Source organism: Nonomuraea sp. NPDC050680, assembly GCF_040654555.1.
Taxonomy (GTDB): Bacteria; Actinomycetota; Actinomycetes; order Streptosporangiales; family Streptosporangiaceae; genus Nonomuraea.
The window spans coordinates 82,697-107,486 of sequence record NZ_JBFAIF010000009.1 but is presented as its reverse complement, the minus strand read 5'-3'; the positions used below and the strand labels follow the sequence as shown (position 1 = coordinate 107,486).

24 protein-coding genes are annotated in these 24,790 nt (G+C 68.7%); 9 read left to right on the top strand and 15 right to left on the bottom strand.

The window, feature by feature from the left end; genetic code table 11:
* Positions 1 to 19: 19 nt before the first annotated feature.
* The 6 genes from AB0H88_RS28335 to prcB all read right to left on the bottom strand — a co-directional run bounded on the left by AB0H88_RS28335 (position 20) and on the right by prcB (position 5,979).
* A complete protein-coding gene (locus AB0H88_RS28335) occupies positions 20 to 916 on the bottom strand; it encodes an FKBP-type peptidyl-prolyl cis-trans isomerase (RefSeq protein ID WP_357649551.1) in 897 nt (298 codons plus the stop codon).
* A 79-nt stretch (positions 917 to 995) separates the two neighbouring features.
* Positions 996 to 1,940, bottom strand: a complete 945-nt coding sequence (locus AB0H88_RS28330; RefSeq protein ID WP_357649549.1) for an FKBP-type peptidyl-prolyl cis-trans isomerase — start codon at positions 1,938 to 1,940, stop codon at positions 996 to 998.
* Positions 1,941 to 2,014: 74 nt separating this feature from the next.
* Positions 2,015 to 3,373, bottom strand: a complete 1,359-nt coding sequence (gene pafA / locus AB0H88_RS28325) for a Pup--protein ligase (protein ID WP_357649547.1) — start codon at positions 3,371 to 3,373, stop codon at positions 2,015 to 2,017.
* A gap of 181 nt (positions 3,374 to 3,554) precedes the next feature.
* Positions 3,555 to 4,082, bottom strand: a complete 528-nt coding sequence (locus tag AB0H88_RS28320; protein ID WP_357649545.1) for a hypothetical protein — start codon at positions 4,080 to 4,082, stop codon at positions 3,555 to 3,557.
* A 260-nt stretch (positions 4,083 to 4,342) separates the two neighbouring features.
* Positions 4,343 to 5,143 (bottom strand): proteasome subunit alpha, encoded by an 801-nt coding sequence (gene prcA, locus AB0H88_RS28315; RefSeq protein WP_357649990.1) that lies wholly within the window; start codon positions 5,141 to 5,143, stop codon positions 4,343 to 4,345.
* Positions 5,144 to 5,163: 20 nt separating this feature from the next.
* Positions 5,164 to 5,979: a proteasome subunit beta gene (gene prcB / locus AB0H88_RS28310; RefSeq protein ID WP_357649988.1), complete on the bottom strand. Its 816-nt coding sequence runs from the start codon at positions 5,977 to 5,979 to the stop codon at positions 5,164 to 5,166.
* Positions 5,980 to 6,209: 230 nt separating this feature from the next.
* Here prcB and AB0H88_RS28305 point away from each other — a divergent pair, with 230 nt between their 5' ends.
* Both AB0H88_RS28305 and AB0H88_RS28300 read left to right on the top strand, forming a co-directional pair.
* Positions 6,210 to 6,350 (top strand): hypothetical protein, encoded by a 141-nt coding sequence (locus AB0H88_RS28305; RefSeq protein WP_357649543.1) that lies wholly within the window; start codon positions 6,210 to 6,212, stop codon positions 6,348 to 6,350.
* 127 nt (positions 6,351 to 6,477) lie between these two features.
* Positions 6,478 to 7,536, top strand: coding sequence for a DNA polymerase IV (locus AB0H88_RS28300; protein ID WP_357649541.1), 1,059 nt, complete (start codon positions 6,478 to 6,480; stop codon positions 7,534 to 7,536).
* Here AB0H88_RS28300 and AB0H88_RS28295 read toward each other — a convergent pair.
* Together AB0H88_RS28295 and AB0H88_RS28290 are read right to left on the bottom strand one after the other, a co-directional pair.
* On the bottom strand, positions 7,512 to 8,510 hold the full coding sequence (locus tag AB0H88_RS28295) for an endonuclease domain-containing protein (protein ID WP_357649538.1): 999 nt from the start codon (positions 8,508 to 8,510) through the stop codon (positions 7,512 to 7,514). The two genes, AB0H88_RS28300 and AB0H88_RS28295, sit on opposite strands and share 25 nt — an antisense overlap.
* A 33-nt stretch (positions 8,511 to 8,543) precedes the next feature.
* Positions 8,544 to 8,753, bottom strand: a complete 210-nt coding sequence (locus AB0H88_RS28290) for a ubiquitin-like protein Pup (protein ID WP_225291274.1) — start codon at positions 8,751 to 8,753, stop codon at positions 8,544 to 8,546.
* Positions 8,754 to 8,903: 150 nt separating this feature from the next.
* Here AB0H88_RS28290 and AB0H88_RS28285 point away from each other — a divergent pair, with 150 nt between their 5' ends.
* A complete protein-coding gene (locus tag AB0H88_RS28285; RefSeq protein WP_357649535.1) occupies positions 8,904 to 9,308 on the top strand; it encodes a hypothetical protein in 405 nt (134 codons plus the stop codon).
* A gap of 244 nt (positions 9,309 to 9,552) precedes the next feature.
* Here the strand turns inward: AB0H88_RS28285 and dop are convergent, their stop codons facing one another.
* The 4 genes from dop to AB0H88_RS28265 all read right to left on the bottom strand — a co-directional run bounded on the left by dop (position 9,553) and on the right by AB0H88_RS28265 (position 15,235).
* Positions 9,553 to 11,067: a depupylase/deamidase Dop gene (gene dop / locus AB0H88_RS28280; protein ID WP_357649532.1), complete on the bottom strand. Its 1,515-nt coding sequence runs from the start codon at positions 11,065 to 11,067 to the stop codon at positions 9,553 to 9,555.
* An 86-nt stretch (positions 11,068 to 11,153) separates the two neighbouring features.
* Positions 11,154 to 12,278, bottom strand: a complete 1,125-nt coding sequence (locus tag AB0H88_RS28275) for an acyltransferase (RefSeq protein WP_357649530.1) — start codon at positions 12,276 to 12,278, stop codon at positions 11,154 to 11,156.
* 137 nt (positions 12,279 to 12,415) lie between these two features.
* Entirely contained in the window at positions 12,416 to 14,179 is a 1,764-nt protein-coding gene (gene arc / locus AB0H88_RS28270; RefSeq protein ID WP_357649528.1) for a proteasome ATPase, read from the bottom strand.
* A 204-nt stretch (positions 14,180 to 14,383) separates the two neighbouring features.
* Positions 14,384 to 15,235 (bottom strand): tRNA (adenine-N1)-methyltransferase, encoded by an 852-nt coding sequence (locus AB0H88_RS28265; protein WP_225291278.1) that lies wholly within the window; start codon positions 15,233 to 15,235, stop codon positions 14,384 to 14,386.
* Positions 15,236 to 15,290: 55 nt separating this feature from the next.
* On the opposite strand from AB0H88_RS28265, the gene AB0H88_RS28260 reads away from it, so the two are divergent.
* Positions 15,291 to 16,382, top strand: coding sequence for a GNAT family N-acetyltransferase (locus AB0H88_RS28260; RefSeq protein ID WP_357649526.1), 1,092 nt, complete (start codon positions 15,291 to 15,293; stop codon positions 16,380 to 16,382).
* A 130-nt stretch (positions 16,383 to 16,512) separates the two neighbouring features.
* On the top strand, positions 16,513 to 17,010 hold the full coding sequence (locus AB0H88_RS28255) for a hypothetical protein (protein ID WP_357649524.1): 498 nt from the start codon (positions 16,513 to 16,515) through the stop codon (positions 17,008 to 17,010).
* Between the two features lie 584 nt (positions 17,011 to 17,594).
* Here AB0H88_RS28255 and AB0H88_RS28250 read toward each other — a convergent pair.
* A complete protein-coding gene (locus AB0H88_RS28250; protein WP_357649522.1) occupies positions 17,595 to 17,864 on the bottom strand; it encodes an FCD domain-containing protein in 270 nt (89 codons plus the stop codon).
* 151 nt (positions 17,865 to 18,015) lie between these two features.
* Here AB0H88_RS28250 and AB0H88_RS28245 point away from each other — a divergent pair, with 151 nt between their 5' ends.
* Positions 18,016 to 18,525, top strand: a complete 510-nt coding sequence (locus AB0H88_RS28245) for a gluconokinase (protein ID WP_357649520.1) — start codon at positions 18,016 to 18,018, stop codon at positions 18,523 to 18,525.
* Positions 18,526 to 18,795: 270 nt separating this feature from the next.
* Here AB0H88_RS28245 and AB0H88_RS28240 read toward each other — a convergent pair whose 3' ends face one another.
* Positions 18,796 to 20,298 (bottom strand): FHA domain-containing protein, encoded by a 1,503-nt coding sequence (locus tag AB0H88_RS28240; protein WP_357649518.1) that lies wholly within the window; start codon positions 20,296 to 20,298, stop codon positions 18,796 to 18,798.
* A gap of 329 nt (positions 20,299 to 20,627) precedes the next feature.
* Complete coding sequence (locus AB0H88_RS28235) at positions 20,628 to 21,764, bottom strand: site-2 protease family protein (protein WP_357649516.1); 1,137 nt, start codon at positions 21,762 to 21,764, stop codon at positions 20,628 to 20,630.
* A 115-nt stretch (positions 21,765 to 21,879) separates the two neighbouring features.
* Between AB0H88_RS28235 and AB0H88_RS28230 the strand changes: the two genes are divergently transcribed.
* The 3 genes from AB0H88_RS28230 to AB0H88_RS28220 all read left to right on the top strand — a co-directional run bounded on the left by AB0H88_RS28230 (position 21,880) and on the right by AB0H88_RS28220 (position 24,785).
* Complete coding sequence (locus AB0H88_RS28230; protein ID WP_357649514.1) at positions 21,880 to 22,740, top strand: RecB family exonuclease; 861 nt, start codon at positions 21,880 to 21,882, stop codon at positions 22,738 to 22,740.
* A gap of 186 nt (positions 22,741 to 22,926) precedes the next feature.
* Positions 22,927 to 24,105, top strand: coding sequence for a sensor histidine kinase (locus AB0H88_RS28225; protein WP_357649512.1), 1,179 nt, complete (start codon positions 22,927 to 22,929; stop codon positions 24,103 to 24,105).
* Entirely contained in the window at positions 24,102 to 24,785 is a 684-nt protein-coding gene (locus AB0H88_RS28220) for a response regulator transcription factor (protein ID WP_357649510.1), read from the top strand. Before AB0H88_RS28225 ends, AB0H88_RS28220 begins: the two co-directional genes overlap by 4 nt.
* The last annotated feature ends 5 nt before the right edge of the window (positions 24,786 to 24,790 follow it).

Sequence of the window (24,790 nt, the reverse complement as noted above, 5' to 3'; positions counted from 1 at the left end):
GCAGGTCAGGCGGGGCGTCTCAGTAGGCGGCCAGAACGTCCACCACGAAGACCAACGTGTCGGCGGCGCGGATGCCGAAGGCGGGCTGGCCCGCGGGCCCGTATCCGTAGGTGGGCGGGACGATCATCAGTACGCGACTGCCCACCGGGACGCCTGCCAGCGCCCGGTCCCAGCCCTTGATCACGCTGCCGTCGCCGATCGTGAACGCCTTCGGCTGCCCGGTGCTCCAGGTGGCGTCGAAGATCCGGCGCTGCCCCCAGATGGCGCCCTCGTACTGGGTGACCAGCAGTTGCCCCGCCCTCGTCCGGCGGCCCGTCCCCTTGGCCAGCACCTTGGCGGCGAACCGGCGGGGCGGCGCGGTCGCGGGCACCGAGAGCCCCGGCCGGGCGCCGCCGGTCACCCGCACGCCCGCCAGCGACCCGCCCCGCCCCTTGACCGAGGCGTTCTTCGGGTGCGCGCCGAGAATGTCGATCACGTAGAACAGGTCGTCGCCCGCGCCGACCCCCTGCGGCGGGTTCGCGCCGAAGCCGTCGGCCGGCGGGATGGCGGCGATCACTCTGCTGCCCACCCGGCGGCCCCGCAACGCCAGGTCCAGGCCGGGCATCAGCCGGCCGACCGGGAAGGCGGCGGGGGCGCCACGGTTGAAGCTGGAGTCGACGAGCCGGTTCTCCCCACCGTCCCACACGTGCGCGGTGTACTGGACGATCGCCACGTCGTCCTTGCCCAGCGGCGCGCCCTTGCCCTCGGTGAGCTGGTCGACCTGCAGCCCCGCCGCCGGCTTGCCGGCCGGGAAGACGATCGTGGGCTTGGCGCCGAACCGGCCGCCCACCTTCAGCTCCGGATCGCCCGTCTGGGTGCCGGTGCAGGCCGTCAGCATGGCCAGCGGTAACAGCAGCACGACGGTACGGCGGCGCATCGGACCCCTCCCGAGCGGGCGGCCCGGCGACGGTGTCGTCGCCGGGCCCGGAGATGCTACCGCGTCATCAGATCACCCGTCAGTAAGCCGACAGGACGTCCACCACGAACACCAGCGTGCTGTTGGCCGGGATGCCGTTCTGCTCCTGCTTGCCGTAACCGAGGTCCGGCGGGATGCTCATCACGACCCGACTGCCGACCGGAACCCCGGCCAGGCCCTTCTGCCAGCCCTGGATCACGTTCGCGAGCGGGAACGAGGCCGGCTCGCCCTTGGTCCAGCTGGAGTCGAACACCTTGTCGGTGCCCCAGATCTTGCCCGTGTAGTGGGCGACCACGGTCTGGCCCTGCTTGACCTTCGCCCCGGTGCCCTGGATCACGGTCTTGACCACGAGCTCCTTGGACGGCTTGTCCTTGGTCTTGGTGGTCAGCTCGGGCGCCTTGTCACCGCCCGGGTTGACGACCTTGACGCCCTTGATGCTCTCGCCGACCTCCTTGCCGGTGGCCGCCTTCAGCGCCGCGGGCGGCGCCCCGACCACGTCCACGACGAACACCTTCGTCGGCTGCGGCTGCTGGCCCTGCTGCGGCGGCTGCTGGGCGGCGTCGGCGGCCAGCACGGCCAGCACCCGGCCGCCGTGCTTGACCTTGGCGAAGCCCTCCTGCAGCACCTGCGGCAGTTGCTGGTCGACCGCGATGGTCTCCGGCGCCTTGGAGTCGTAGGAAGAGCCTTGGAAGGCGTTCTGCTTGCCGTCCCAGTTGTAGACGGTCAAGTTGATGATGATCTTGTCGCCGCTCTTCACCTGCGGGCCCGTGCCAGGGGTCAGCACCTCGTAGGAGGACTTGGTGGCGGGCGAGCCGGCGGGGAAGGTCACCGTGGGCTTGGCGCCCACATTGCCGGTGACCTGCACCTTGCCCGGAGCGCTGCTCGCGGTGGCGGCGGCCCCGTTGGCACCCGAGTCGGAGCCGCCGCACGCGGCGGCGAAGAAGATCAAAGGCACGGCGGCCAGAGCGGCCAGAGCGCGGCGCATGGATTTCCCTCGGAAAGACGTCAGATTCGCGTCACCCTATCCGACATCGAAGTAGGGCCGTGGTAAACCAGTCGCTACATTCCAGCGATGAGCTTGTCCACCCGCTCGTCGACGCTGCGGAACGGGTCCTTGCACAGCACCGTGCGCTGCGCCTGGTCGTTCAGCTTGAGATGCACCCAGTCGACGGTGAAGTCGCGCCGCTTCTCCTGCGCCTTCCGGATGAACTCGCCCCGCAACCGCGCCCTGGTCGTCTGCGGCGGCACCGACTTGGCCTCGAAGATCTTCAGGTCGGACGCCACCCGCTCCACCGAGCCGCGCTTCTGCAGCAGGTAGAACAGGCCACGCTTGCGGTGCACGTCGTGGTAGGCCAGGTCGAGCTGCGCCACCCTCGGCGAGGACAGCGGCAGATCGTACTTCTTGCGGTAACGCTCGATGAGCTGGTATTTCGTCACCCAGTCGATCTCGCGCGCCACCAGGTCGAGGTTGCCGGTCTCGACCGCGTGCAGCGTCCGCTCCCACAGCTCCAGCACCCGGCGCGCGATCGGGTCGCCGCCCCGCCGGTCGACGAAGTCCTTGGCCTTGGACAGGTATTCCTGCTGAATCTCCAGGCTCGACGCCTCACGGCCGTTGGCCAGCCGCACCCGGCGCCGCCCGGTCATGTCGTGCGACACCTCGCGGATGGCCCTGATCGGGTTCTCCAGCGACAGGTCGCGCATCACCGTACCCGCCTCGATCATGCGCAGCACCAGGTCGGTGGCGCCGACCTTGAGCAGCATGGTGGCCTCGCTCATGTTCGAGTCGCCGACGATGACGTGCAGACGGCGGAACCGCTCGGCGTCGGCGTGCGGCTCGTCTCGCGTATTGATGATCGGCCTGGACCGGGTCGTCGCCGAGGAGACGCCCTCCCAGATGTGCTCGGCCCGCTGCGACACGCAGTAGACCGCGCCGCGCGGCGTCTGCAGCACCTTGCCCGCGCCACAGATGATCTGCCGGGTGACCAGGAACGGGATCAGCACGTCGGCCAGCCGGCCGAACTCGCCGTGCCTGCCGACCAGGTAGTTCTCGTGACAGCCGTAGGAGTTTCCCGCGGAGTCGGTGTTGTTCTTGAAGAGGTAGATGTCACCGGCGATGCCCTCTTCGCGCAGCCGCTTCTCGGCGTCGACGAGGAGTCCCTCGAGGATGCGCTCGCCGGCCTTGTCGTGGGTGACGAGTTCGATGACGTTGTCACACTCGGGTGTTGCGTATTCAGGATGGCTGCCCACGTCGAGGTACAGACGTGCGCCGTTGCGGAGGAAGACGTTGCTCGATCGGCCCCAGGACACGACCCGCCGGAACAGGTAGCGCGCGACCTCGTCGGGGGACAGCCTGCGCTGTCCCCTGAACGTGCAGGTCACGCCGTACTCGTTCTCCAGCCCGAAGATGCGACGATCCATCACCTCACACTATGCCCACGGATCGTCAAGCGGGAGGGATCTTCCCCGTGTTTCCCTCACGCGCTTCGGTCCGTCCCGCTGGATGGTCATCCCCCGGAGGGCCATCCCCAGGTGAGCAGCTTTCCGCCCGGGCCCGCTTTCCGCTTGTACGACCGGCATGGGGCCGAACCCTCTTGGGGCGTCAGGGGGTGTAGATCTCCTGGACCTGGACGATCTCGCCCTTGTAGACCGTGATCAGCGACGGGTGGGCGGCGCGCTTGTGCCGCTTGATCAGGATGGACCGCGAGCAGCGCTTGCTGCCGAGAGCGTCCTTCCTGCCGACCGTCAGGTCGCCTTCGGCCACCTTGCAGCCGAACGCCGACAGGAACACCACGTTCTTGGCGATCCGCGACGAGTAGGCCATCGAGTCACCCTTGGGCGGGGTGACGAACTGCCCCTCCGTCATGGTGCCCTTCTTCCACTTGACCGGCGTGTACTCGGCGGTGTCGCCGCTGAGGTACGTGATCAGGCCGCGCAGGATGCCGTCGTGGCGAGGGGAGATGTGCTTGGTGAAGTCGTGCTTCGGATCGGCCTGGAAGGTCGTGCCGAAGGTCTTGGGCGCCTTGAACTTGGGCACGCCCGTGGTGGCGGCGTTCGCGGCGGTGGCGGCCGTGAGGACGACGGTCGCGGCGGCGACGCCCGCGAGGAGGGTGCGCATGGGGTTCTTCACGCCTTCTGAGATCCTCGTTCCCGCTCGACGGTTCGCCCAAATGCATGTGAACCAGGTCACACTCCCGCAGGGCTCGCGGGCCGTCTCGTGACGGCGCCGGCCCGCTGGGCAGCGGGCCGGGCCTGTGTGGCAAAAAAGCTCGGACGGGCGGAGACCGCCCGCCCGAGCAAGGCGAGGTCAGAGCACCCGAGCCGGGCACGCCTGGAGCGGCGGCCATCGGCGTTGACCATGACCGGCTGCGCACGCCCGGAGGCGGGGATCTACAGCGGCGGCGAGCCGTCGTCGACGTCGCCCTCGGGGCCGGTCGGGGGTGGGGTGTCGGAGCCGGCGTCGGATTCGAGCGGAGAACCGCCAGTGGCGGGCGGAGTCGCGGCGGGCGGGGCGGCGGCGAGGAGACGCTCCAGGCGCGGCCCCGCGAGCCGCTGGAACTTGCGATGCTCGCGGTTGCGGTCCAGCACCGCCACCTCGAGCTGCCCCACCGGCGGACGCTCCCCACCGGGCTCCGTGAGCGCCATCAGCGCCACCTCCAGCGCGTCGGCCAGCGGCATGCCCTCCCGGTAGCCCTCCTTCAGCCGCGTCGCCACCGCCTCCGCCTGGCCGCCCATCGCCGCGAAGCCGTGCTCGTCGAAGACGGACCCGTCGAAGGTCAGCCGGTAGATCGCGTCACCCTCCGGCGCGTCGCCCACCTCGGCCACCACGACCTCCACCTCGAGCGACTTGATCGACTCGGTGAAGATGCGGCCCAGGTTGGAGGCGTAGAGATTGGCCAGGCCGCGGCCCGTCACATCGGAGCGGTCGTAGGTGTAGCCGTTGATGTCGGCGTAGCGGATGCCGCCCAGCCGGAGCTCCTCGAACTCGTTGTAACGGCCCACCGCCGCGAACCCGATGCGGTCGTAGATCTCGCTGACCTTGTGCAGCGCCCGCGACGGGTTGGGGGCGACGAAGAGGATGCCGTCCTCGTACTGCAGCACGACGACGCTGCGGCCCCGCGCGATGCCTTTGCGCGCGTAGTCGGCCTTGTCCCGCATGATCTGCTCAGGGGACGCATATCCAAAAGGCATGGACACGGATGGGGTCCTTTCTAGCGCAGCGGGGCGATGGGGCCGTCAGGGGAGATGAGGCGCAGTTCGAGCATCTGCTCGACGTAGCCGGCCACCTCGTCGTCCAACAGCCGGCGGAAGCCGTCGGCGTCGATCACCGAGACGATCGGCCAGATCTTGCGCGTCACATCGGGCCCGCCGGTGGCCGAATCGTCGTCCGCCGCGTCGTACAGCGCCTGGATCAACGCCATCACCGTGTCGTCCGCCGACGCCCCATCGCGGTAGAGCTTCTTCAGCGCCCCCCGCGCGAAGATCGAGCCGGAGCCGATCGCGTCGAACCGGTCACGCTCGTAAGGGCCGCCCGCCACGTCGTAGCTGAAGATCCGCCCGCCGTCGCGATCCGCGTCATAGGCGGCGAACAGCGGCACCACCACCAGCCCCTGCATCGCCATGCCGAGATTGCCGCGGATCATCGCTGCCAGCCGGTTGGCCTTGCCGTTGACCGATAGCGTGCGTCCCTCCAGCTTCTCGTAGTGCTCCAGCTCGACCCGGTAGAGCCTGGCCATCTCGATGCCCGTGCTGGCCGTGCCGGCGATGCCCATGCACGAATAATCGTCGGTCCTGAACACCTTCTCCACGTCACGCTGAGAAATGATGTTGCCGGACGTCGCCCGCCGGTCGCCCGCCATGACCACGCCATCGGCGAACGTGGCGGCGACGATCGTGGTCGCGTGCGGAACCTGGTCGCCGATCGGCGTGGCCAGAATCTCACCACGCACCGGAAGCAGCCCTGGCGCGCGCGAAGCCACGAACTCGGTGAACGAGGAACTTCCGGTGTTGTGGAAAAGCTGGTCCATCAAGCCGACGGGCAGATCCCTGTGCGATGCCACGCGACTCCCTCCCAAACGTCACTGTCCCTAAAGGGGACCCTACTCATGTTGTGTCGCTGTCTGCACTTCCCACGATCAGCCCACGGCGAACCGTTCACCAGATCGTTTCTTTACGCCCAGAAGAGGCCGTGTGATTGTCGGTATGTCCGCACGTCCCGAAAAGGAGGCCGACCCGCGGCTCCCCAGCCGACCTGCGGGTGATCGCGGCTCTCGCCATCGTGGCACTCTGCCCCCTGCGGGACCGGCGCGCCCGCCGGGGGGAGGACGTCACCCTCGTCATCGCCGCCTGGGCACTCCCCCGCCGCTCGCTCCTCAGCCGCGACGGCCGCCTACTCTGACCGTCGTGTCCACCCAGGTCTGGGCCCCGCACGTCCTACTCCGGCCTGGGCCCCGCACGTCCTACTCCGGCCTGGGCTCCGCACGTCCTACTCCGGCCTGGGTCCGGCACGTCCTACTCTGAAAGACGTGTCCACCAGGGACTGGGTCCTGCACGTCGACCTCGACCAGTTCATCGCCGCCGTCGAGATCCTGCGCCACCCCGAACTCCGCGGAAGACCCGTCGTGGTCGGCGGCTCCGGCGACCCCACCCAGCCGCGCACCGTCGCCGCCACCGCCACCTACGAAGCCCGCGAACACGGCGTCCACTCCGGCATGCCGCTCCGCACCGCGCTCAAACGCTGCCCCGACGCCGTCTTCCTGCCCAGCGACCCGCCCGCCTACGAGGCCGCGTCGGAACGGGTCATGGCCACGCTGCGCGGATTTCCCGTCCTGGTCGAGATCTGGGGCTGGGACGAGGCGTTCATCGGAGCCAGGACCGACGACCCCGAGGCGCTCGCCACCGCCCTGCGGCAGGCCGTCCTGACCGAAACCGCCCTGTCCTGCTCCGTCGGCATCGGCGACAACAAGCACCAGGCCAAACTCGCCTCCGCGTTCGCCAAACCCGCCGGGATCTACCGTCTCACCGGCGACAACTGGGCCGAGATCATGAACGACCGGCCCACCGACGCGCTCTGGGGCATCGGCGCCAAGATCGCCAAAAAACTGGCCGACCTGGGACTCCACACGGTCGCCCAACTCGCCGCCGCCGACCCCGCTGACCTGGCCCGCCGCTTCGGCCCCACCAACGGTCCCTGGTATCGCTATCTCGCCCTCGGCAAGGGCGAAGCCGAGGTCGTCACCACTCCCTGGGTCGCCCGCGGCCACAGCCGCGAGATCACCTTCCCGCACGACCTCACCGACAGAACCGAAATATCCACCCACATAGCCACACTGGCCCGACAGGTCGCCTCAGACGCGACCGCCGCGGGACGGTTGATCGTCCGTGTCTCGGTGAAGGTGCGATTCGCGCCCTTCCTCACCCGCAGCCGCCAGTCGAAGCTCCCCTCACCCACCTCAGACGCGGCCGAGCTGTCCCGCGCCGCCCTCACCGTGCTCGACCGCTTCGACCTCAACCGGCCGATCCGCCTCCTCGGCGTGGCCGTCGAATACGCCCCACCGGATCAGACCCGGACCGCTCGCTCATAGAATTCGGACCGCATCTCCTCATCGGCACGGATGAACTCCTGGATCTCCTCCTCAGACACATCCTCGATGTCCTGCCACTCGACCGTCGCCTCGATGTAGGCCCACGCGCGGCGCACCACACCCGAGTCATCTCTGAACTGGCCGATGCCCGAGTTGCACGGCAGGCAGAGCGCGTGGCGCACGTCGCCCGTACGGTGACAGTGATCGACATGCTCGGGCGGCCGGCCCCAGCACACGACACACAATCCGTGCTGATCGGCGATCATGCGCTCAACGTCCTCGTGACGTATTCGATAACGCTGGGACAGGTGATAGGTCCTGGTCGGTGCGACAGGCATGTCACTGCGCCGCTGCTCAGGCAGGACCACGAACTCCGGCCAGAAGATCTCGCCGTCGAGGTAGTGGGCCGCGAGCTCGAGCAGGACGGTGTTGTCACCGAAATGCCCCAGCCCGTTGTTGCAGTTGAAACAGAGAACCCCGCGAACCAGCCCGCTGGCGTGACAGTGATCCACGAACGTGCCCGGAACCACCTGACAGATGGCACATAGCCCATCCTGCTGGGCAAGCATGCGCTCGAAGTCATCCTGGGTGATGCCGTAGCGGAGTTTGAGCAGGTAGTTCCGCTCACTTCCGTGGTTCTTGATCTTGTTATCCTGCATCACCCGAGCGTGACACGGCTTGCAATAATTAGTCCGCCCATCATTGCTGGCGCGATTGCGCCCGAACTCCGCAAAGGCTTTCGCCTCCATGCAGCGAGGACAGTACTTGCTCCCAGCAGGAACCTCGACCTTCTCGCGGACAGTCTTGCCCTGCTCGCCACGACGCTTGCGATAGCTCTGAGTGGACCTCACCCGGAAACAGCTCTTGCAGTACCGCGCAAGCCCATCGCTCAGTCGCTTGTTCAGCCCGAACTCAGAGACCTCCTTCACCTCCTTACAGTCCGGGCACCACTTCATTCCCTCCGGCGTTTCCACCCCATTCCTCCCGATTTCGATGTCCGCTTTGCCCTACTCTCCGCCTTTTTGGACATAACTGCGCACGAACTCCTCTGCGTTCTCTTCGAGAACTTCGTCGATTTCGTCCAGAATCGCGTCGACATCGTCGGTCAGCTTCTCCTGGCGCTCCTGCACGTCCGGTGCCGCCGAAGCCTCGGTCTCCTCGACCTCGCTCTCGCGCCGACCGGCCTGCTTCTGGCCACCCGTGTCCTTGCTTGCCATGTCCTACCTACCTCCGCTTGGGGGACTGCTCTCTAGGCATATCTTCCCCGAACCGGGCGACATTTCGCGCCCAAGGCCCCGCGATCTTGCCGACTTGACTAGATAGTCATCCTATCCAATAATGAGCCCCCTGTCCCACAGGAGGTTCCGATGTCCCCCTCGTCCCTGAGCACGGCAGGTGTGCTCCTCATCACAGTCCCGGCGGTGGCGTTCGGCGGCGTCTCGCTGCTGACGTTCCTCATGCGGAACGTGCCTGGCTACAACGACAACCCGGTGCGACGCAGCCTCTGGCGGGCGGGCCACGCTCACGCGGGCGTGCTGGTGCTGTTCAGCCTCGTGGCGATGCTCTACGTGGATCAGGCGGACCTTTCGGACGGCCTGAAGAGCCTGGTCCGCATCCTCATCGTGGCCGCCCCGATCCTCATGCCGCTCGGCTTCTTCCTGTCGGTGGTCCGTCCCAGCGACACCAAGCCGAGCAAGCTCATCGGGCTGACGGTGGTGGGCGGCGCGGCGCTGGCGGTGGGCACGCTGACGCTGGGCGTGGGCCTGCTCTGATTGGCGCCACCGGTCTGATTGGCGCCACCGGACGCCACCGAATGTCACCGGAAGCCACCCGGTGTCACCGGGCGCCGCCGGGTGCCGGAGCGAACATAGGTGGCCGAGAACGCGACGTGACGGCGCCCGGCCATGAATCGCCGGAGAAGCGTCCCCCTGGACAGAGCCCGGCCACGTGCGCGCGTTGGCGTCTTCCCGTGCTGTGCCGTAAAAATTCGACTCTTCGCGGGGGAGCCGCAGAGGGCTAGTCCCCGCCGGTGAGGGCGGCGACCAGGTCGGCGGCGGTGCGGCAGCGGTCGAAGAGTTCGCCTACATGGGCCTTCGTGCCGCGCAGTGGTTCGAGGGTCGGCACGCGCTGGAGGGACTCGCGGCCTGGGATGTCGAAGATGACCGAGTCCCACGAGGCCGCCGCGACGGACTCGCTGTATTGGCGCAGGCAGCGACCGCGGAAGTAGGCGCGGGTGTCGGTGGGCGGGTTCTCGACGGCGCGCTGGACGTCGTCCTCGGTGACCAGGCGCTGCATGCGTCCGCGGGCGACGAGGCGGTTGTAGAGGCCGCGGTCGGGGCGGATGTCGGAGTATTGCAGGTCGACGAGCTGCAGCCGGGGGTGGGACCAGGTGAGCGAGTCGCGGGTGCGGTAACCCTCGAGGAGTTCGAGTTTGGCGACCCAGTCGAGTTCGCGGGAGAGCTGCATGGGGTCTTCGGCCAGGCGGGTGAGGACGGATTCCCAGCGGTCGAGAACGTCCTTGTTCATCTCTTCCTGGGCGGTGCCGCGTTCCTCGACGTACTTGCGGGCCTGCTCGAGATATTCCATCTGCAGCTGGATGGCGGTGAGCTTGCGGCCATCGCGCAGGGGGATCTCGTAACGGCAGGTGGGGTCGTGGGAGACCGCGCGCAGGGCTTGTACGGGGTTCTCGACGGCGAGGTCGCGGCTGAGGAAGCCGTCCTCGATCATGGCGAGGACGAGGGCCGTGGAGCCCAACTTCAGGTATGTCGAAATTTCCGACATGTTGGCGTCGCCGATGATCACGTGCAGCCGCCGGTACTTCTCCGGGTCGGCGTGCGGCTCGTCCCTGGTGTTGATGATCGGCCGCTTGAGCGTGGTCTCCAGGCCCACCTCGACCTCGAAGAAGTCGGCCCGCTGGCTGATCTGGAAGCCTTCGCCGCGCGAGTCCTGTCCGATGCCGACCTTTCCCGCGCCCACGACGACCTGGCGGGAGACGAAGAACGGGGTGAGGTGGCGGACGATGTCGGCGAAGGGGGTGGCGCGCCGCATGAGGTAGTTCTCGTGGCAGCCGTAGCTGGCGCCCTTGGCGTCGGTGTTGTTCTTGTAGAGCTGGATGGGCGCGTTGGACGGGATCGCGGAGGCCCGCTGGGCGGCGTCGTACATGACGCGTTCGCCGGCCTTGTCCCAGATGACGGCGGCGCGCGGGTTGGTGCACTCGGGTGTGGAGTATTCGGGGTGGGCGTGGTCGACGTAGAGCCTGGCGCCATTGGTGAGAATGACGTTGGCGAGGCCGAGGTCCTCGTCGGTGAGCTGGCTGGAGTCGGCGACCTCTCTGGCCAGGTCGAAGCCGCGAGCGTCGCGCAGCGGGTTCTCCTCTTCGAAGTCCCACCTCGCCCTGCGCGCTCTGGCGGCGGAGGCCGCCAGGTAGGCGTTGACCACCTGCGAGGACGTGACCATCGCGTTGGCGCCTGGCTGACCTGGTACGGAGATGCCGTACTCGGTCTCGATGCCCATCACCCGACGCACCGTCATGCAACACCCTCTGTTCGTCCGGATCTGCCTATCCGCCGTTTATATGCCCGAGCCTATGCCCTTCACAGTGCCCCGGGGTCACAGAGTTATGGCACCGCAGTCTTTTCCACCTTTACGGCGGGAACTGGGGGGGTTTGTGGACGCGCCCGGGGCTTAAGCAGACGCTGGATGGGGCGTTCGGCAAGGGAGTAGACAAGGTAGGACACGAGCACGGCCGCGAGCGTGGTGGTGAGTGCGGCGGCCCAAGGGGCCATTCTGGCGGCCAGGATGGGGATGAGAGCCACGGCGACGACCGAGTGGAAGAGATAGAGCGGGTAGGTCGTCGCACCGAGCGCAGTGAGCGTTCTGGACGGTCGCAGCCGGAACACGCCGAGCGCGACGAACGACATCGCGGCGAAGATGACCGTGATGGTGAGGATCACGCTGAGGTCGCTGACGGGCATGCTCTTGAATCCGGCGACCTTGATCCGGCCGTGGACGCGTTCGAGCGCGGAGTGCACCGCCAGGACGTAGCCGCAGGCGACGAAGAGCCAGGGCAGCACGGCGTTGCGGTGCTTGTGGATGAGATAGAGGGCCATGCCGGCGGCGAAGTAGGGGGCATAGCGGGGCATGACGATCTCGTTGAGCACCTCGTTGCCGAGCAGTTCGGCGCCGAGCGCGGCGGCCAGCCAGACACCGGCGAAGATCAGGACACGGCCGTAGGTGACACCGATGATCACGAGGATGGCCATGAGGAGATAGAAGCGGAGTTCGGCCCAGAGCGACCAGTAGACGCCGCTGGCGTCCACGACCTTGAACAGACGCTGGAACATACTGGCGTTCACCAGATACTCACCCGGTGAAAGCTTGGGGTCGAGCGCCTTGGCGCCGGTGAGGCCGTAGAGAGCGGCGACGGCGGCGAGGCTGAGCCAGTAGGCGGGGTAGAGCCGGACGAACCTGCTCCGGGCGAACGCGCCGAGCCCCCTCCCCCACGCGCTCATGAGGATGACGAAGCCGCTGATGACGAAGAATAACTCCACGCCCAGGATGCCGAGCCCGGCGAACGGGGCGACGGCGGGGAAGAGCTCGGCGGGCCTGTCTCCCCAGACGGAGGCGAACGCGATCAGGTAGTGGAAGGCCAGCACCGCCAGGGCGGCGACGAACCTGAGCAGATCGAGTTCGGCCAGCCGGCCTTCTCCGTGAGAGCGCCTCGGCCGGTTGGGTGGTTGCACGCCCTGTTGGACGACACAACGATCACTTTGGTTCCGTTGGTCCCAATTTTCACACGGGTCCCTCGGCGGTGCGGAGAAGACGAGGCGGCATGAGAAGGGGCCGCGCGGATCTCCGCGCGGCCCTTCTCAACAGCCTGTTACAGGTATTGGCCGGTGTTGGCGACGGTGTCGATGGAGCGACCCGCCTCCGCGCCCTGCTTGCCCGACACGAGCGTGCGGATGTAGACGATCCGCTCGCCCTTCTTGCCGGAGATGCGGGCCCAGTCGTCCGGGTTGGTGGTGTTAGGCAGGTCCTCGTTCTCGGAGAACTCGTCCACGCAGGCCGCGAGCAGGTGCTGCACCCGCAGGCCCTTCTGGCCGCTTTCGAGGAACTGCTTGATGGCCATCTTCTTGCCCCGGTCGACGATGTTCTGGATCATCGCGCCGGAGTTGAAGTCCTTGAAGTAGAGGACTTCCTTGTCGCCGTTGGCGTAGGTCACCTCGAGGAAGCGGTTCTCTTCGCTCTCGGTGTACATGCGCTCCACGACGCTCTGGATCATGCCGTGAATGGTGCCCTCGCGAGAACCGCTGTGCTCCGCGAGGTCGTCGGGGTGCAGCGGCAGTTCGGAGATGAGGTACTTGGAGAAGATGTCCTTCGCCGCTTCGGCGTCGGGCCGCTCGATCTTGATCTTGACGTCCAGGCGGCCGGGCCGCAGGATCGCCGGGTCGATCATGTCCTCGCGGTTGGAGGCGCCGATGACGATGACGTTTTCCAGGCCCTCGACACCGTCGATCTCCGACAGGAGCTGGGGAACGATGGTGTTCTCGACGTCCGAGGAGACGCCGGAGCCTCGGGTGCGGAAGATCGAGTCCATCTCGTCGAAGAACACGATCACCGGGGTGCCCTCTGAGGCCTTCTCACGAGCCCGCTGGAAGACCAGGCGGATGTGCCGCTCGGTCTCGCCGACGTACTTGTTGAGCAGCTCAGGGCCCTTGATGTTGAGGAAGAAGCTCTTGCCTTCCTGGCCGGTCTTCTCCGCGACCTGCTTGGCCAGGGAGTTGGCGACGGCCTTGGCGATGAGCGTCTTGCCGCAGCCGGGCGGGCCGTAGAGCAGAACGCCCTTGGGCGGGCGCAGCTTGTGCTCGCGGAACAGGTCGGCGTGCAGGTAGGGCAGCTCGATGGCGTCCCTGATCTGCTCGATCTGCCTCATCAGGCCACCGATCTCCTCGTAGGAGATGTCGGGGACCTCTTCGAGCACGAGCTCTTCGACTTCGGACTTGGGAATCCGCTCGTAGACGTAGCCCGAGCGGGGTTCGAGCAGCAGCGAGTCGCCCGCCCTGATCGGCTGCCCGACCAGTGACTCGGCGAGACGCACGACGCGCTCCTCATCCGCGTGCGAGATGACCAGTGCGCGCTGCCCCTGGTCGAGGAGCTCTTTGAGCATCACGATCTCGCCGACCTCTTCGTAGCCGAGGGCTTCGACCACGTTGAGCGCCTCGTTCAGCATGACCTCCTGGCCACGCCGGAGCGAGTCGACGTCGACGGCGGGGCTGACATTCACCCGCAGCTTGCGGCCGCCGGTGAACACCTCGATCGTGCCGTCTTCTCTGGCCTCCAGGAAGGTGCCGAACCCGGATGGCGGCTGTGCCAGCCGGTCGACTTCTTCCTTGAGGGCAACGATCTGATCCCTGGCCTCCTTGAGTGTGGCGACCAGGCGCTCGTTCTGGCCGGTGACGGCCGCGAGGTTCGCCTGCGCCTCGTGGAGACGCTCTTCAAGGACTCTGGCCTGACGGGGTGACTCGGCCAGCTTCCGCCTCAGCGCGGTGATCTCCTCTTGGAGGAAGGAGACCTGTGTTGAAAGATCAGCGACCTCCCGTTCGCGCTGCGCGGCTCGAGCCTCAGCATCATCGCGAGCTGCCACGCCCCGTCACCTCCTTCCCAGTCGAGGGCGACTACTAAGGACCTTACCTATCTCGGGCCCCTCCGTAACCTGGCCGGGCAGTGTTCGTCGTGTGACATTCAGTGTTCGGCGAATAATCCCTAATAGTGCGTTTAATACTGGCAGCATAGGAACACGGCGTTCTGTTCCCGTGTCACGCACCAACGCACCCTCGTGGCCAAATTGTCATAGTTCCTCAGTGGTCCCCTTCGGTCGTCGGCGGCGTGGTGGCGGTGCCACACCGTCCGCCATGCGGCGGGCGCTGACGAGGAAACCGGTGTGGCCGATCATCCGATGATCCGGTCTCACCGCGAGCCCTTCGACATGCCAGTCGCGAACCAGGGTCTCCCACGCATGGGGCTCGGTGAAACTCCCGTGATCGCGAATGGCCTCGACGGTCTTGGACATCTGGGTCGTCGTGGCCACGTAGCAGCAGATGACGCCACCCGGTGTGAGGGCCTTGGCGGCGGCGTCGACGCACTCCCAGGGAGCGAGCATGTCGAGGATGACGCGGTCGACGTCCACCTCGTCGATCGAGGCGACCAGGTCGCCGACGACGAGCCGCCAGGTGTCGTCCATGGGGCCGCCGTAGAACTTCTCCACGTTCTTGCGCGCGACGTCGGCGAACTCCTCGCGCCGCTCGTAGGAGGTGACGTGGCCCTCGGGACCTACGGCGCGCAGCAGGAAGCAGGTCAGCGCGCCGGAGCCGACCCCCGCCTCGATCACCCGGGCGCCGGGGAAGACGTCGGCCATGCCGACGATCTGCGCGGCGTCCTTGGGGTAGATCACGGCGGCGCCGCGCGGCATGGCCAGAGTGTAGTCCTGCAGCAGGTGGCGGAAGGCGAGGTATTGGGTGCCGCCGGAGGAGCGCACCACGGAGCCTTCAGGCTGCCCGATCAGGTCGCTGTGGGGGATGGCGCCCTTGTGCGTGTGGAAGACGCCGTCCTCTTTGAGCGTGATCGTGTGGCGCTTGTTCTTGGGGTCGGTGAGCTGCACCTGATCCCCCGCCTGGAACGGCCCATGCCTGCGGAAACCCATGTCGGCAAGGTTATAGGGCTTTCGAGCACGCCTTGACGCGCGATATCTATGAGGGATGTTCCCCCGCGAAGTGATCTCTACCGGTCCCCTGGTGTTGCGGCGTCCCGCCGATTCCGACGCCGAGGCGATCGTACGCGCGTGTGACGACCCGGTGACGGCCCGGTTTCTGTACACCCTGCCGTCGCCCTACACATTGCAGGACGCGCGCGCCTATCTGCGGGCGGCGGAGGCGAAGTGGGCCGACGGCGGCGCCGAGTTCACGATCACCGAGAACGGCCACTACGTCGGTGCCATCGGCGTCCAGCCGCCCGATCCGTGGGGCGTGGCGGCGATCGGCTACCTGGCCGCGCCGTGGGCGCGTGGCAAGGGCGTGGTGAGCCGGGCGACGCGGGCGGTGACCGAGTGGCTGTTCGACCATGGCGTCGAGCGCGTGGAGTTGCACGCCGCCGTGGAGAACATCGCGAGCTTGCGGGTCGCCTACAAGACCGGCTTCCAGGAGGAGGGGCGCCGGCGTGACGCCAAGGTCGGGCGTGACGGGCGCCGCACCGACATCATCACGTTCGGCCGGATCCGGCGCGACTCCGGCCTGGCGGCCGAGTTCTATCTGCCGTTCTTCGACGGCGGCGAGCTGAGCGATGGCGTGATACGGCTGACACCGATGGAGGTGGCCGACGCCTCCGAGTTCCACGCGATGATGCGGGAGCCGAGTGTGGCCGCCTACGCGGTCGGGCCGCGGACCACGCTGGAGGACAACGAGCGGCGCTGCCGCTACACCGGCTACTGGTGGGTGTCTGGGCAGCGGATCGAGCTGGCGATCAAGGACGCCGTGTCCGGGAGGTTCGCGGGGCACGTGCAACTGGTGCAGGTGGTGCCGACGATCGGGCAGGGCATGATCGGATATTCGCTGCGGTCGGAGTTCCGGGGCAGGGGGTTCATGACGCGGGCCGTGCGACTGCTGGTGGACTGGGCCTTCGCCAACACTCAGCTGCACCGGATCGTGGCCGGGACCGAGGTGGGCAACAAGGCTTCGCAGCGGGTGCTGGAGCGGTCGGGCTTCGTCCAGGAGTCGATGCAGCGCGAGCTGTTCCCCAGGCAGGACGGGACCCGGTCGGACGAGCTGGAGTGGCTCCGCCTGCGCCCCCGCTGACCGGAAATCCCGATTTCCGGTTGGGGGCTGGTCAACTGACACCTCGGCGGCGAGACTCGGGGTCACCGCCCCTGAGATACGCGTGATCAGACTGCGCGATCTCACTTCCCCTCCTCCGAGGGATACAGCGATGACTTACAACCGTGTCGACGTCGCCATGCGCGAACTCATCGCCTCGTTCTCCTGCCTGGACCCCGCAGGACTGATCGACAGGCTGAGCGGGACCGCCGCGGCGGTCACCGGAACGGCTTACGCGGGATTCGTACGGGTGGACGCGCTACGGGAGGTCGCCCATGCCGTCAATGTGCACGCGCCCCCGGTCGATCCGCTGCGGGTACGCCCGTGGCTGGAGGGGTCCGGGGTGCTCAAGACGCTCGCCACGCGATCCGTCCGGCTGCTGATCGTGCCGGACGCGTCGATGGGCGAGCCCGGTTTCCTGGCCATGCCGGTGCCGCTCGCCACGAGGGACCACGTGTTCCTGTGGGTGGCGGGACGCCGGTTCGGGGAGCCGGAGGAGCACCTGCTGAGCCGCTTCGCCACCGCCGCGGGCCGGGCCCTGGAGGCCGCCAGCGGGCTGGAGGCGGCCATCCGGCTGTTACGCGGCGTGCAGGCCTTCCCCTGCGCGTGACGGGCGCCGGGCCGGGTTCGGTACGGGCCGGATCGCGAGAATACGGACGACCTACGGGTGGATCTGATGGGGTACGACGGCCGTTTCCGGGCAGCGGTTCCGGGAGATTCTTCGCCGCTTTCCTATACCCAAACTTGGAAATTACGGGATTTCCACAGAATGGGTGGATGCGTCCTTCCGGGCACCCGCGGCGGGGTCGCGACTCTCGCGGCCCCGCTGCTCAGGGGCGCCCCTGGGACCGGCGCCCCGCGGAACCCGCGCCGGCGCGTGGCCTGGCGCATAGCCAGCCTGCCTGGCGCGTAAACGGCTTTGCGGACCGCCTAGTTCGTACAGCCACTGCACGTCACCGGGCATCGCGGTATTCGTTGGCATATTTCGCCTCTTGCCGCCCCAAGGAACGAGGAGTGCACCCCCGCCAATGCCGCATCGTCTGCGCGATCAGGCGCCTGCGGCACCGCTCCGCTACCGGCGCGCCAGCCATCGCTCAACGCCCGACGCGTGTCAGCCATCCTCAACGCCCGACGTGTGCCAGCCATCGCTCCACACCCAACGCGTGTCAGCCATCGCTCCGCCACCGGCGTGCGTCAGACGTCTTGACCGAGCATGGCGCTCGTCGCCTCGTCGCCTCGTCGACGATGTCGCGCGTTGCGCGTTGCGCGTTGCGCGTTGCGCGTTGCGCGTTGCGCGTGCGTGGGGTCTCCGGCCTGGACCGCCTGGGCCACCTCCGCGTGCACCGTCGTGAGCGCGACGAGCATGTCGTTGCCCGAGGCTTCGAGCAGCGTCCGGTGGAACAGGATGTCGGCGGCCAGGAAGGACTCCAGGTCGCCGAACCTGCCGTGGACGGCCATCCGCATGACACTTCCGTCAACTGGCCGCACTGCTCGGGGGTGGCGTGGGTGGCCATGCTTTGCCGTCAAAAGTATGATTTATTCGACTTCTCAGCTTGATTGATATGACGCAAGCTGTCTAGTCTGACGCGCATCCGAGCCCGAGAGGTTGCCCCGCATGGACGACTCGCCCCGCCCGCAGCTCATCGTCGTCATGGGGGTGACGGGATGCGGCAAGTCCACCGTCGGCACAGCGCTCGCCGAACGCCTCGGGGTGCCGTTCGCCGACGCCGACGACTTCCACAGCCCCGCGAACGTCGCCAAGATGAGCGCCGGAATGCCGCTCGACGACGCCGACCGGCTGCCGTGGCTGCGCGCGGTGGGCGCCTGGCTCGCCGAGCACGCCGGCACCGGGGCCGTGGTGGCATGTTCCGCGCTGAAGCGTCGCTACCGCGACCTGCTGCGGGAGGCCGCCCCCGAGGTCAGCTTCCTGCACCTGGACGGCGACGTGGGCATGATCAGGAAGCGGGTGGCGCACCGGTCCGGGCACTTCATGCCCGAGTCGCTGGTGGCCTCGCAGTTCGCGGCCCTCGAACCCCTCGGCCCCGACGAACGCGGCGTCGCACTCGATCTGTCACTGCCGGTCGACGACGTCGTGAACGCCTATCTCGCCCGTACGACCTCATGAACGCGCGCCTCAACCGTCCGACCTCCTGAACGCGTACCTCAGTCGGACGGCCTCCCGAGCATGTGTCTCGCGCGGACGGCCTCCTGACCTCACCCCGCGCGACGTCCGGCCCGCAAGGCCCTCAGCCCTGGGCGGTGCCGGGGCACACGGTGGTGGGCGGGGGCACGGTGGTGGGCGGGGCACGGTGGTGGGAGATCACAGCAGAACGCCCGCACCCCCAACAGGAGCACGGGCGTTCAACAAGAGTCGGGAAGATTCAGGGCGGGGGAATCATCCCCGGTGGGCTTCGAAGCGCATCGTGCGGGAGACGCCGACGCGGACGGTGGTGCCCGGGACGATGGTGACGGGCTCGTTGGGCGGGATGTCGTAGAAGTTGGGGTCGCCGGGCGGCTGGATCTGGGTGCCGTTGACCGACCCCAGGTCGACCAGGTTGACGTCCCAGCCGTCGAGCGCCACCCGCAGATGCCTGCGGGACACCGACCCGTCGGGGCTGGTCACCTTGGCGGGCCTGGCCGTGCCGCCCGCCACCTCCGGCGCGCGCTCGGGGTCGCGTCCCAGCAGGTAGTCGCTCTCCAGCGGCAGCGCGGTGCCGTCGTCGAGGATGAGGACGCCCAGCGGGGGCCGCGGCCCCTTGTACGGTACGAGGGTGCGCTGGACGAGCGCGATGCCGCAGACCGCGCAGTAGGGCACGCGCGGGTCGTTGAAGTGGTCGTTCTTGCAGTCGACGCCGTAGACGAGCTGCCGGTCGCCGTGCTCCTCCTGGGCGGGCGGAGGCGGAGGCTGCTCGAACAACTCGCGGGGCTGCTCGAAGTGCTCGCGAGGCTGCTCGAAGTGCTCCCGGGGCTGCTCGAAGTGCTCGCGCGGCTGGTCATAAGGGGGGGCGGGCTGGTCGTACTGCTCACGCGGCTGGTCGTAGGGGGAGGCGGGCTGCTCGTACTGCTCGGGCATCGTGCCGTTGCCGGAGTGCACGGGTGCGGGCTCGTCGTAGGTGGGGAACCCACTCGGCTGCTCGGCCGGGGGCGGCGGGTCCGGGACCGCCGACAGGAACGGCGGCTGCTCCAGCACGGGAGGCTGCGGCTGAGGCCCTGAGGCGGGCTGGGGGCTCGAGAACGGCTGCGGGCCCGAGGGGCCGGCGGCCGACGGGGTGGAACCCGAAGGGGTGGCGGGCTGGTCGTTGCCCGACAGCGGATAGGGGGCCATCTGCACCGGAGGCGGCACGATCAGGTCGGGCTCGAAGTGCAGGGCGGTGTTGGGCAGTTCGCTGGTCACCGGCCTGGACTGGGCCGCGGGCCGTTCGGCGACGTCACCGAAGTCGCCCACCAGCCCGCCGCCGTGCACCACGCCGCCGTCGAAGCTGACCGCGGGATGCGGCTCGCCCCCGCCGGGCAGGCTCAGCGAGACGCGTTGGACCGGCCCGTTGATGAGCCGGTCGGCCCAGGTCAGCGAGTCGCTGCCGGCCAGCCGGGTCTCGCCGGAGTCCGTGGTGACCGTGGCCGAGGCGGAGCCGCTGACCAGGACGGCCACGCCGCTGTCGACCGGTCCCGCGACCGCGCAGGTGGCGGGGTCGCCGGTCATGTTGGCCGCGAGCACCTGGGCGGCGCGCCTGGCCAGCGCTCTGCCGTCGCCCCCTGCGGCGGCCGTCTCGCGTAGTGCCTTGAGCAGTTCATCGGCCGCGGCCTCGGCCGCGTCGCACACCAGCAACAGCCCGCCCAGATAGGCGACCAGCCCATCTCCGGGAAGCGGGCGTACCGCCCCGAAGCCCTGGCCCGTCATGATTCCTCCTTCATGACGGCCGCGCTGCGCTCATCGGCGCCCTCGCTGCGCTCGGTCACTCAATTCTCCTCCCCGGAAGCCGGCGTTATCACGGCACCCGCACTGCCGTGCCGGCCACCAGCCATACGCATACCCATACGGCGAGGCGGCGTCGCGGCCGCCCCGTCTCGATTCGGTGAACCGGTGGACCGGTGGACCGCAATAAACCTGGCCGAACAGAACACTATCGGCCAGGCCTCTCATCCTCGAACCGCCGGGTGCGATCCGGAATCACCTGATCACTGGACATGACACTAGCCGGGGGCTGCCGCATATACGAGTGGGACATATCAGACGCCGCTGAAGACGCGGTTGACGTCGGCCGTAGCGAGCACGCCGTAGATCTCGCCGCCGCGCTCCACGAGCAGGTATTCGCCGGCCGGGGCCTCGCGCATGGCGTCGATGAGCGCCTCCCCCATCAGGTCGGCGGCCAGCACCATGGACGGCTCCAGCGACTTGGCCATGGAGCCGGCGTTCACCCAGGGGCGGCGGTGCTCGGGAGTGGCCTGTACGGACGCCTCGTGCACGATCGCGACGGGGCGGCCCTCGTGGTCGACGACGACGAGGGCGCCGGCCCCCTTCTCGGCGGCCTGGCGCAGCGCCTCCGACAGCGGGGTCTCGGCGACGACGGGGATCGCCCTGCGGGCCAGGGTACGGGCGTTGACCTGCGGGATCCTGGCGCGGATGCGGGCCACGCGCAACGACTGGGTGGCGCCGAGCCAGATGAAGGAGGCCAGCACCAGCGGCCACAGCAGGTCGCGGAAGTCCACTTCCTGCCCGCTCATCAGCGACATGGCGATCGGCGACACCACCAGCAGCACGGCCAGCACCCTGCCGCCCCAGGCGGCGGCGATGGTGCCGGAGCCGGCGTTGCTGGTCAGCTTCCAGACACCGGCGCGCAGCATCCGGCCGCCGTCGAGCGGCAGCCCGGGCAGCAGGTTGAACACGCCGACGATGAGGTTGGCCACCCAGAGCTGCCAGATCAGCACCTCGGGGATGCCGCCACCGTTGATCAGGAAGACGTCGGCGGCCAGGCCGATCCCGGCCAGGCCGAGCGACAGCGCCGGGCCGGCGGCCGCGACCATGAACTCCTTGCCGGGGGTCGGCGGCTCCTTCTCGATCTCCGACACGCCGCCGAGCAGGTAGAGGGTGATCCGGCGGACCGGCAGGCCGTAGGACTTGGCCAGCACGCTGTGGGCCAGCTCGTGCAGCAGGACCGAGACATAGAGGAGGACGGCGAAGACGAAGGCGACGGCGTAGGCGGCCGTGGCGTCGAGCTCGGGCAGCATGGCGCGCACCCGATCACCGAACATCCAGGTGATGAAGGCCGCGACGATGAACCACGTCCACGACACGTAGACCGGGATGCCGAACGGCTTTCCCATCCGAAGACCGGAAAATTCCTGCTGCGGGCTTTGCTCGCTCACCGCGCTCCTTGCCGTTCATTACATGCTGTCCGCTGCCTTGATGCTACGCGCCGGACGAGGTGCTCCCGGCTTCGCGGGCCCTATTCTGTCGGGCTCTTGACCTAGAGTGCGGTGCATGACGTTGACCGAACCGGTGATCATCGGAGCCCTCTCCCCCTCCCGGGCGGGCGACTTCATGACCTGTCCGTTGCTCTATCGCTTCCGCGTGATCGACCACTTGCCGGAGAAACCCTCGGCCGCCGCCGTGCGCGGCACGGTGATCCACGCGGTCCTGGAGCGCCTCTACGACCTGCCCGCGCCGCGCCGTTCGGTGGAGGCGGCGCTGGAGCTGCTGGAGCCGCAGTGGGAGCGGCTGCTGTCCAACGATCCGCACTACGCCGAGATGTTCGCCGACGACGACGAGCAGGCGACGTGGCTGGCGCAGGCGCGGGCGATGCTGGAGCGCTATTTCACGCTGGAGGACCCGACGCGGCTGGAGCCCGCCGAGCGGGAGCTCTATGTGGAGGCGGTCCTCGACGGCGGCCTCATGCTGCGCGGTTACGTCGACCGGCTCGATGTGGCGCCGAGCGGCGAGGTGCGGGTCGTCGACTACAAGACCGGCAGCGCGCCGGGCCCCGACTTCGAGGCCAAGGCGCTGTTCCAGATGAAGTTCTACGCGCTGGTGCTGTGGCGGCTGCGCGGCCAGGTGCCGAGGCTGCTGCAGCTGGTCTACCTGGGCGGCGGCGGCGAGGTGCTGCGTTACGCGCCCGACGAGGCCGATCTGCTGGCCACCGAGCGCAAGGTGCGGGCGCTGTGGACGGCGATCGAGCGGTCGCTGGAGACGGGCGAGTGGCGGGCGCGGCGCAGCCGCCTGTGCGACTGGTGCGACCACCAGGCGATCTGCCCGGAGTTCGGCGGCACCCCACCGCCGGTGCCCGACCGGCAGCCGGGCGACACGGTCCGGAGCAACCGCCGGGCGGCCACGGACGAGCTGTAGGCCACCCGCGCCGGCGCGACCGCCGGATGGCCACGAACGAGTCGCGGGCGGCCTGGAGCTGTCGGCGGGCGGCCACAGGCGGCACCGTCCGGAGCGACCGGCGGGCGACCTTGGCCAGCTGTAGGAGCCCGGCTCTCCTCCCTTGGGAGGAGGTTCCCGGCTTTCACCTGGACCTACAGTGAAGCGGTGCGCATCGATCGGGCCAGGTTCCACGACACCCTGTTCGCCGTGGCGCTGGCCGCGGTCTCGGTCTGGCTCTTCCTGTCTTCCGATTCGGCGTTGCTGGAGCCGGGCGGCGGGCAGGCGTTCGACGAGATGCGGGGCGCCGATCCCTTCGGCGCCGTGCTGGTGGCGCTGGCGTGCGCGCCGGTCGCGGTGCGCAGGCGCTGGCCGCTGGCGACGCTGTGCGCGGGGCTGCTGCCCGAGACGCTGCTGACCGGGCTGGGCTACGGCTCCGGGGCGGCGGCTGCGCCGGTGCTGGTGTTGCTCTATTCGGTGGCGTCCCTGCGGGGCCTGGCCGTGGCGCTGTGCGCGCTGCTGCTGTCGTTGCTGGCCTACGCGTTCGCCGGGGCGCTGAGCCCTGTCACCGGCGGCAGCTGGAGCGAGCACCTGGTGGCGTTCATCGTGCTTCTCGCGCTCTGGGGGGCCGGGCGAAGCCTGCGGCTGCGCCGCGCCTACCTGGAGGAGCTGAAGGACCGCGCGGCCCGGCTGGAGCGTGCCTCCGCGGCCGACACGCGGGCCGCGCGGGCCGAGGAGCGGTCGAGGATAGCCCGCGAGCTGCACGACGTCGTGGCCCATCACGTGAGCGTGATGACGGTGCAGGCGGCGGCCGCGCGCCGGGTGCTGGCCGCCGACCCCGACATGGCGCGTGAGGCGCTGTCGGCCATCGAGCACACGGGCCGGATGGCGATGAGCGAGATGCGCAACATCGTGGGTGTGCTGCGCACCGACGCCCGGGCCGAGCTGGGACCGCAGCCGGGGATGGACGACCTGCCGGCGCTGGTGGAGCAGATGCGGGAGGCGGGGCTGGCCACGCGGCTGTCGATCGAGGGCGAGGCCCGGCCGATCCCCGCCGGGGTCGATCTGGCCGCCTACCGGCTGATCCAGGAAGGTCTGACCAACAGCCTGCGGCACGCGGGCGCGGGCGCCAAGGCGGTGGTGACCGTACGCCATGGTCCGCGTGAGCTGGACGTGCGGGTGGAGGATGACGGGCGGGGGGCGGCGAGCCTCTCCGGGCCGCCAGGGCATGGTTTGGTGGGCATTCGCGAGCGAGTTGCCCTCTATGGTGGAATCCTCAGCATCGGTCCGCGACCGGGGGGCGGTTTCGAGGTGCGCGCGAGGTTTCCGTTGAAGGACTCACCATGACGATCAGGGTGCTGCTGGTGGACGACCAGCCGCTGCTGCGCACCGGTTTTCGCCTGATACTCGAGGCCGAGCCCGACATCACGGTGGTGGGGCAGGCCGGTGACGGCAAGGACGCGCAGGAGCAGACGCGGGCGTTGCTGCCCGACGTCGTGCTGATGGACATCCGGATGCCCGGGGTCGACGGCATCGAGGCGACGCGCAGGATCGTGCGGGAGGCGGCGCCGACGGCGCACGTGCCGAAGGTGCTGGTGCTGACGACGTTCGACCTGGACGAGTACATCGTGGAGGCGCTGCGGGCGGGCGCTTCGGGGTTCCTGCTGAAGGACGTGCCGCCGGACGAGCTGGTGCAGGCGATCCGGGTGGTGGCGGCGGGCGACGCGATCGTGGCGCCGAGCGTGACCCGCCGGCTGCTGGACCGGTTCTCCAAGCGGCTGCCGTCGGCCTACGAGCAGGCGACCCCCGCGCGGCTCGACCGGCTGACCGAGCGGGAGCTGGAGGTGCTGCGGTTGATCGCCAAGGGGATGTCCAACGCGGAGATCGCGCGCAAGCTGGTGGTCAGCGAGACGACGGTCAAGACGCACGTCGGCAATGTGCTCACCAAGCTGGGCCTGCGTGACCGCGTGCAGGCGGTCGTCCTCGCCTATGAGAGCGGCCTCGCCACGCCGGGCGCCGCTTCCTGACCTTC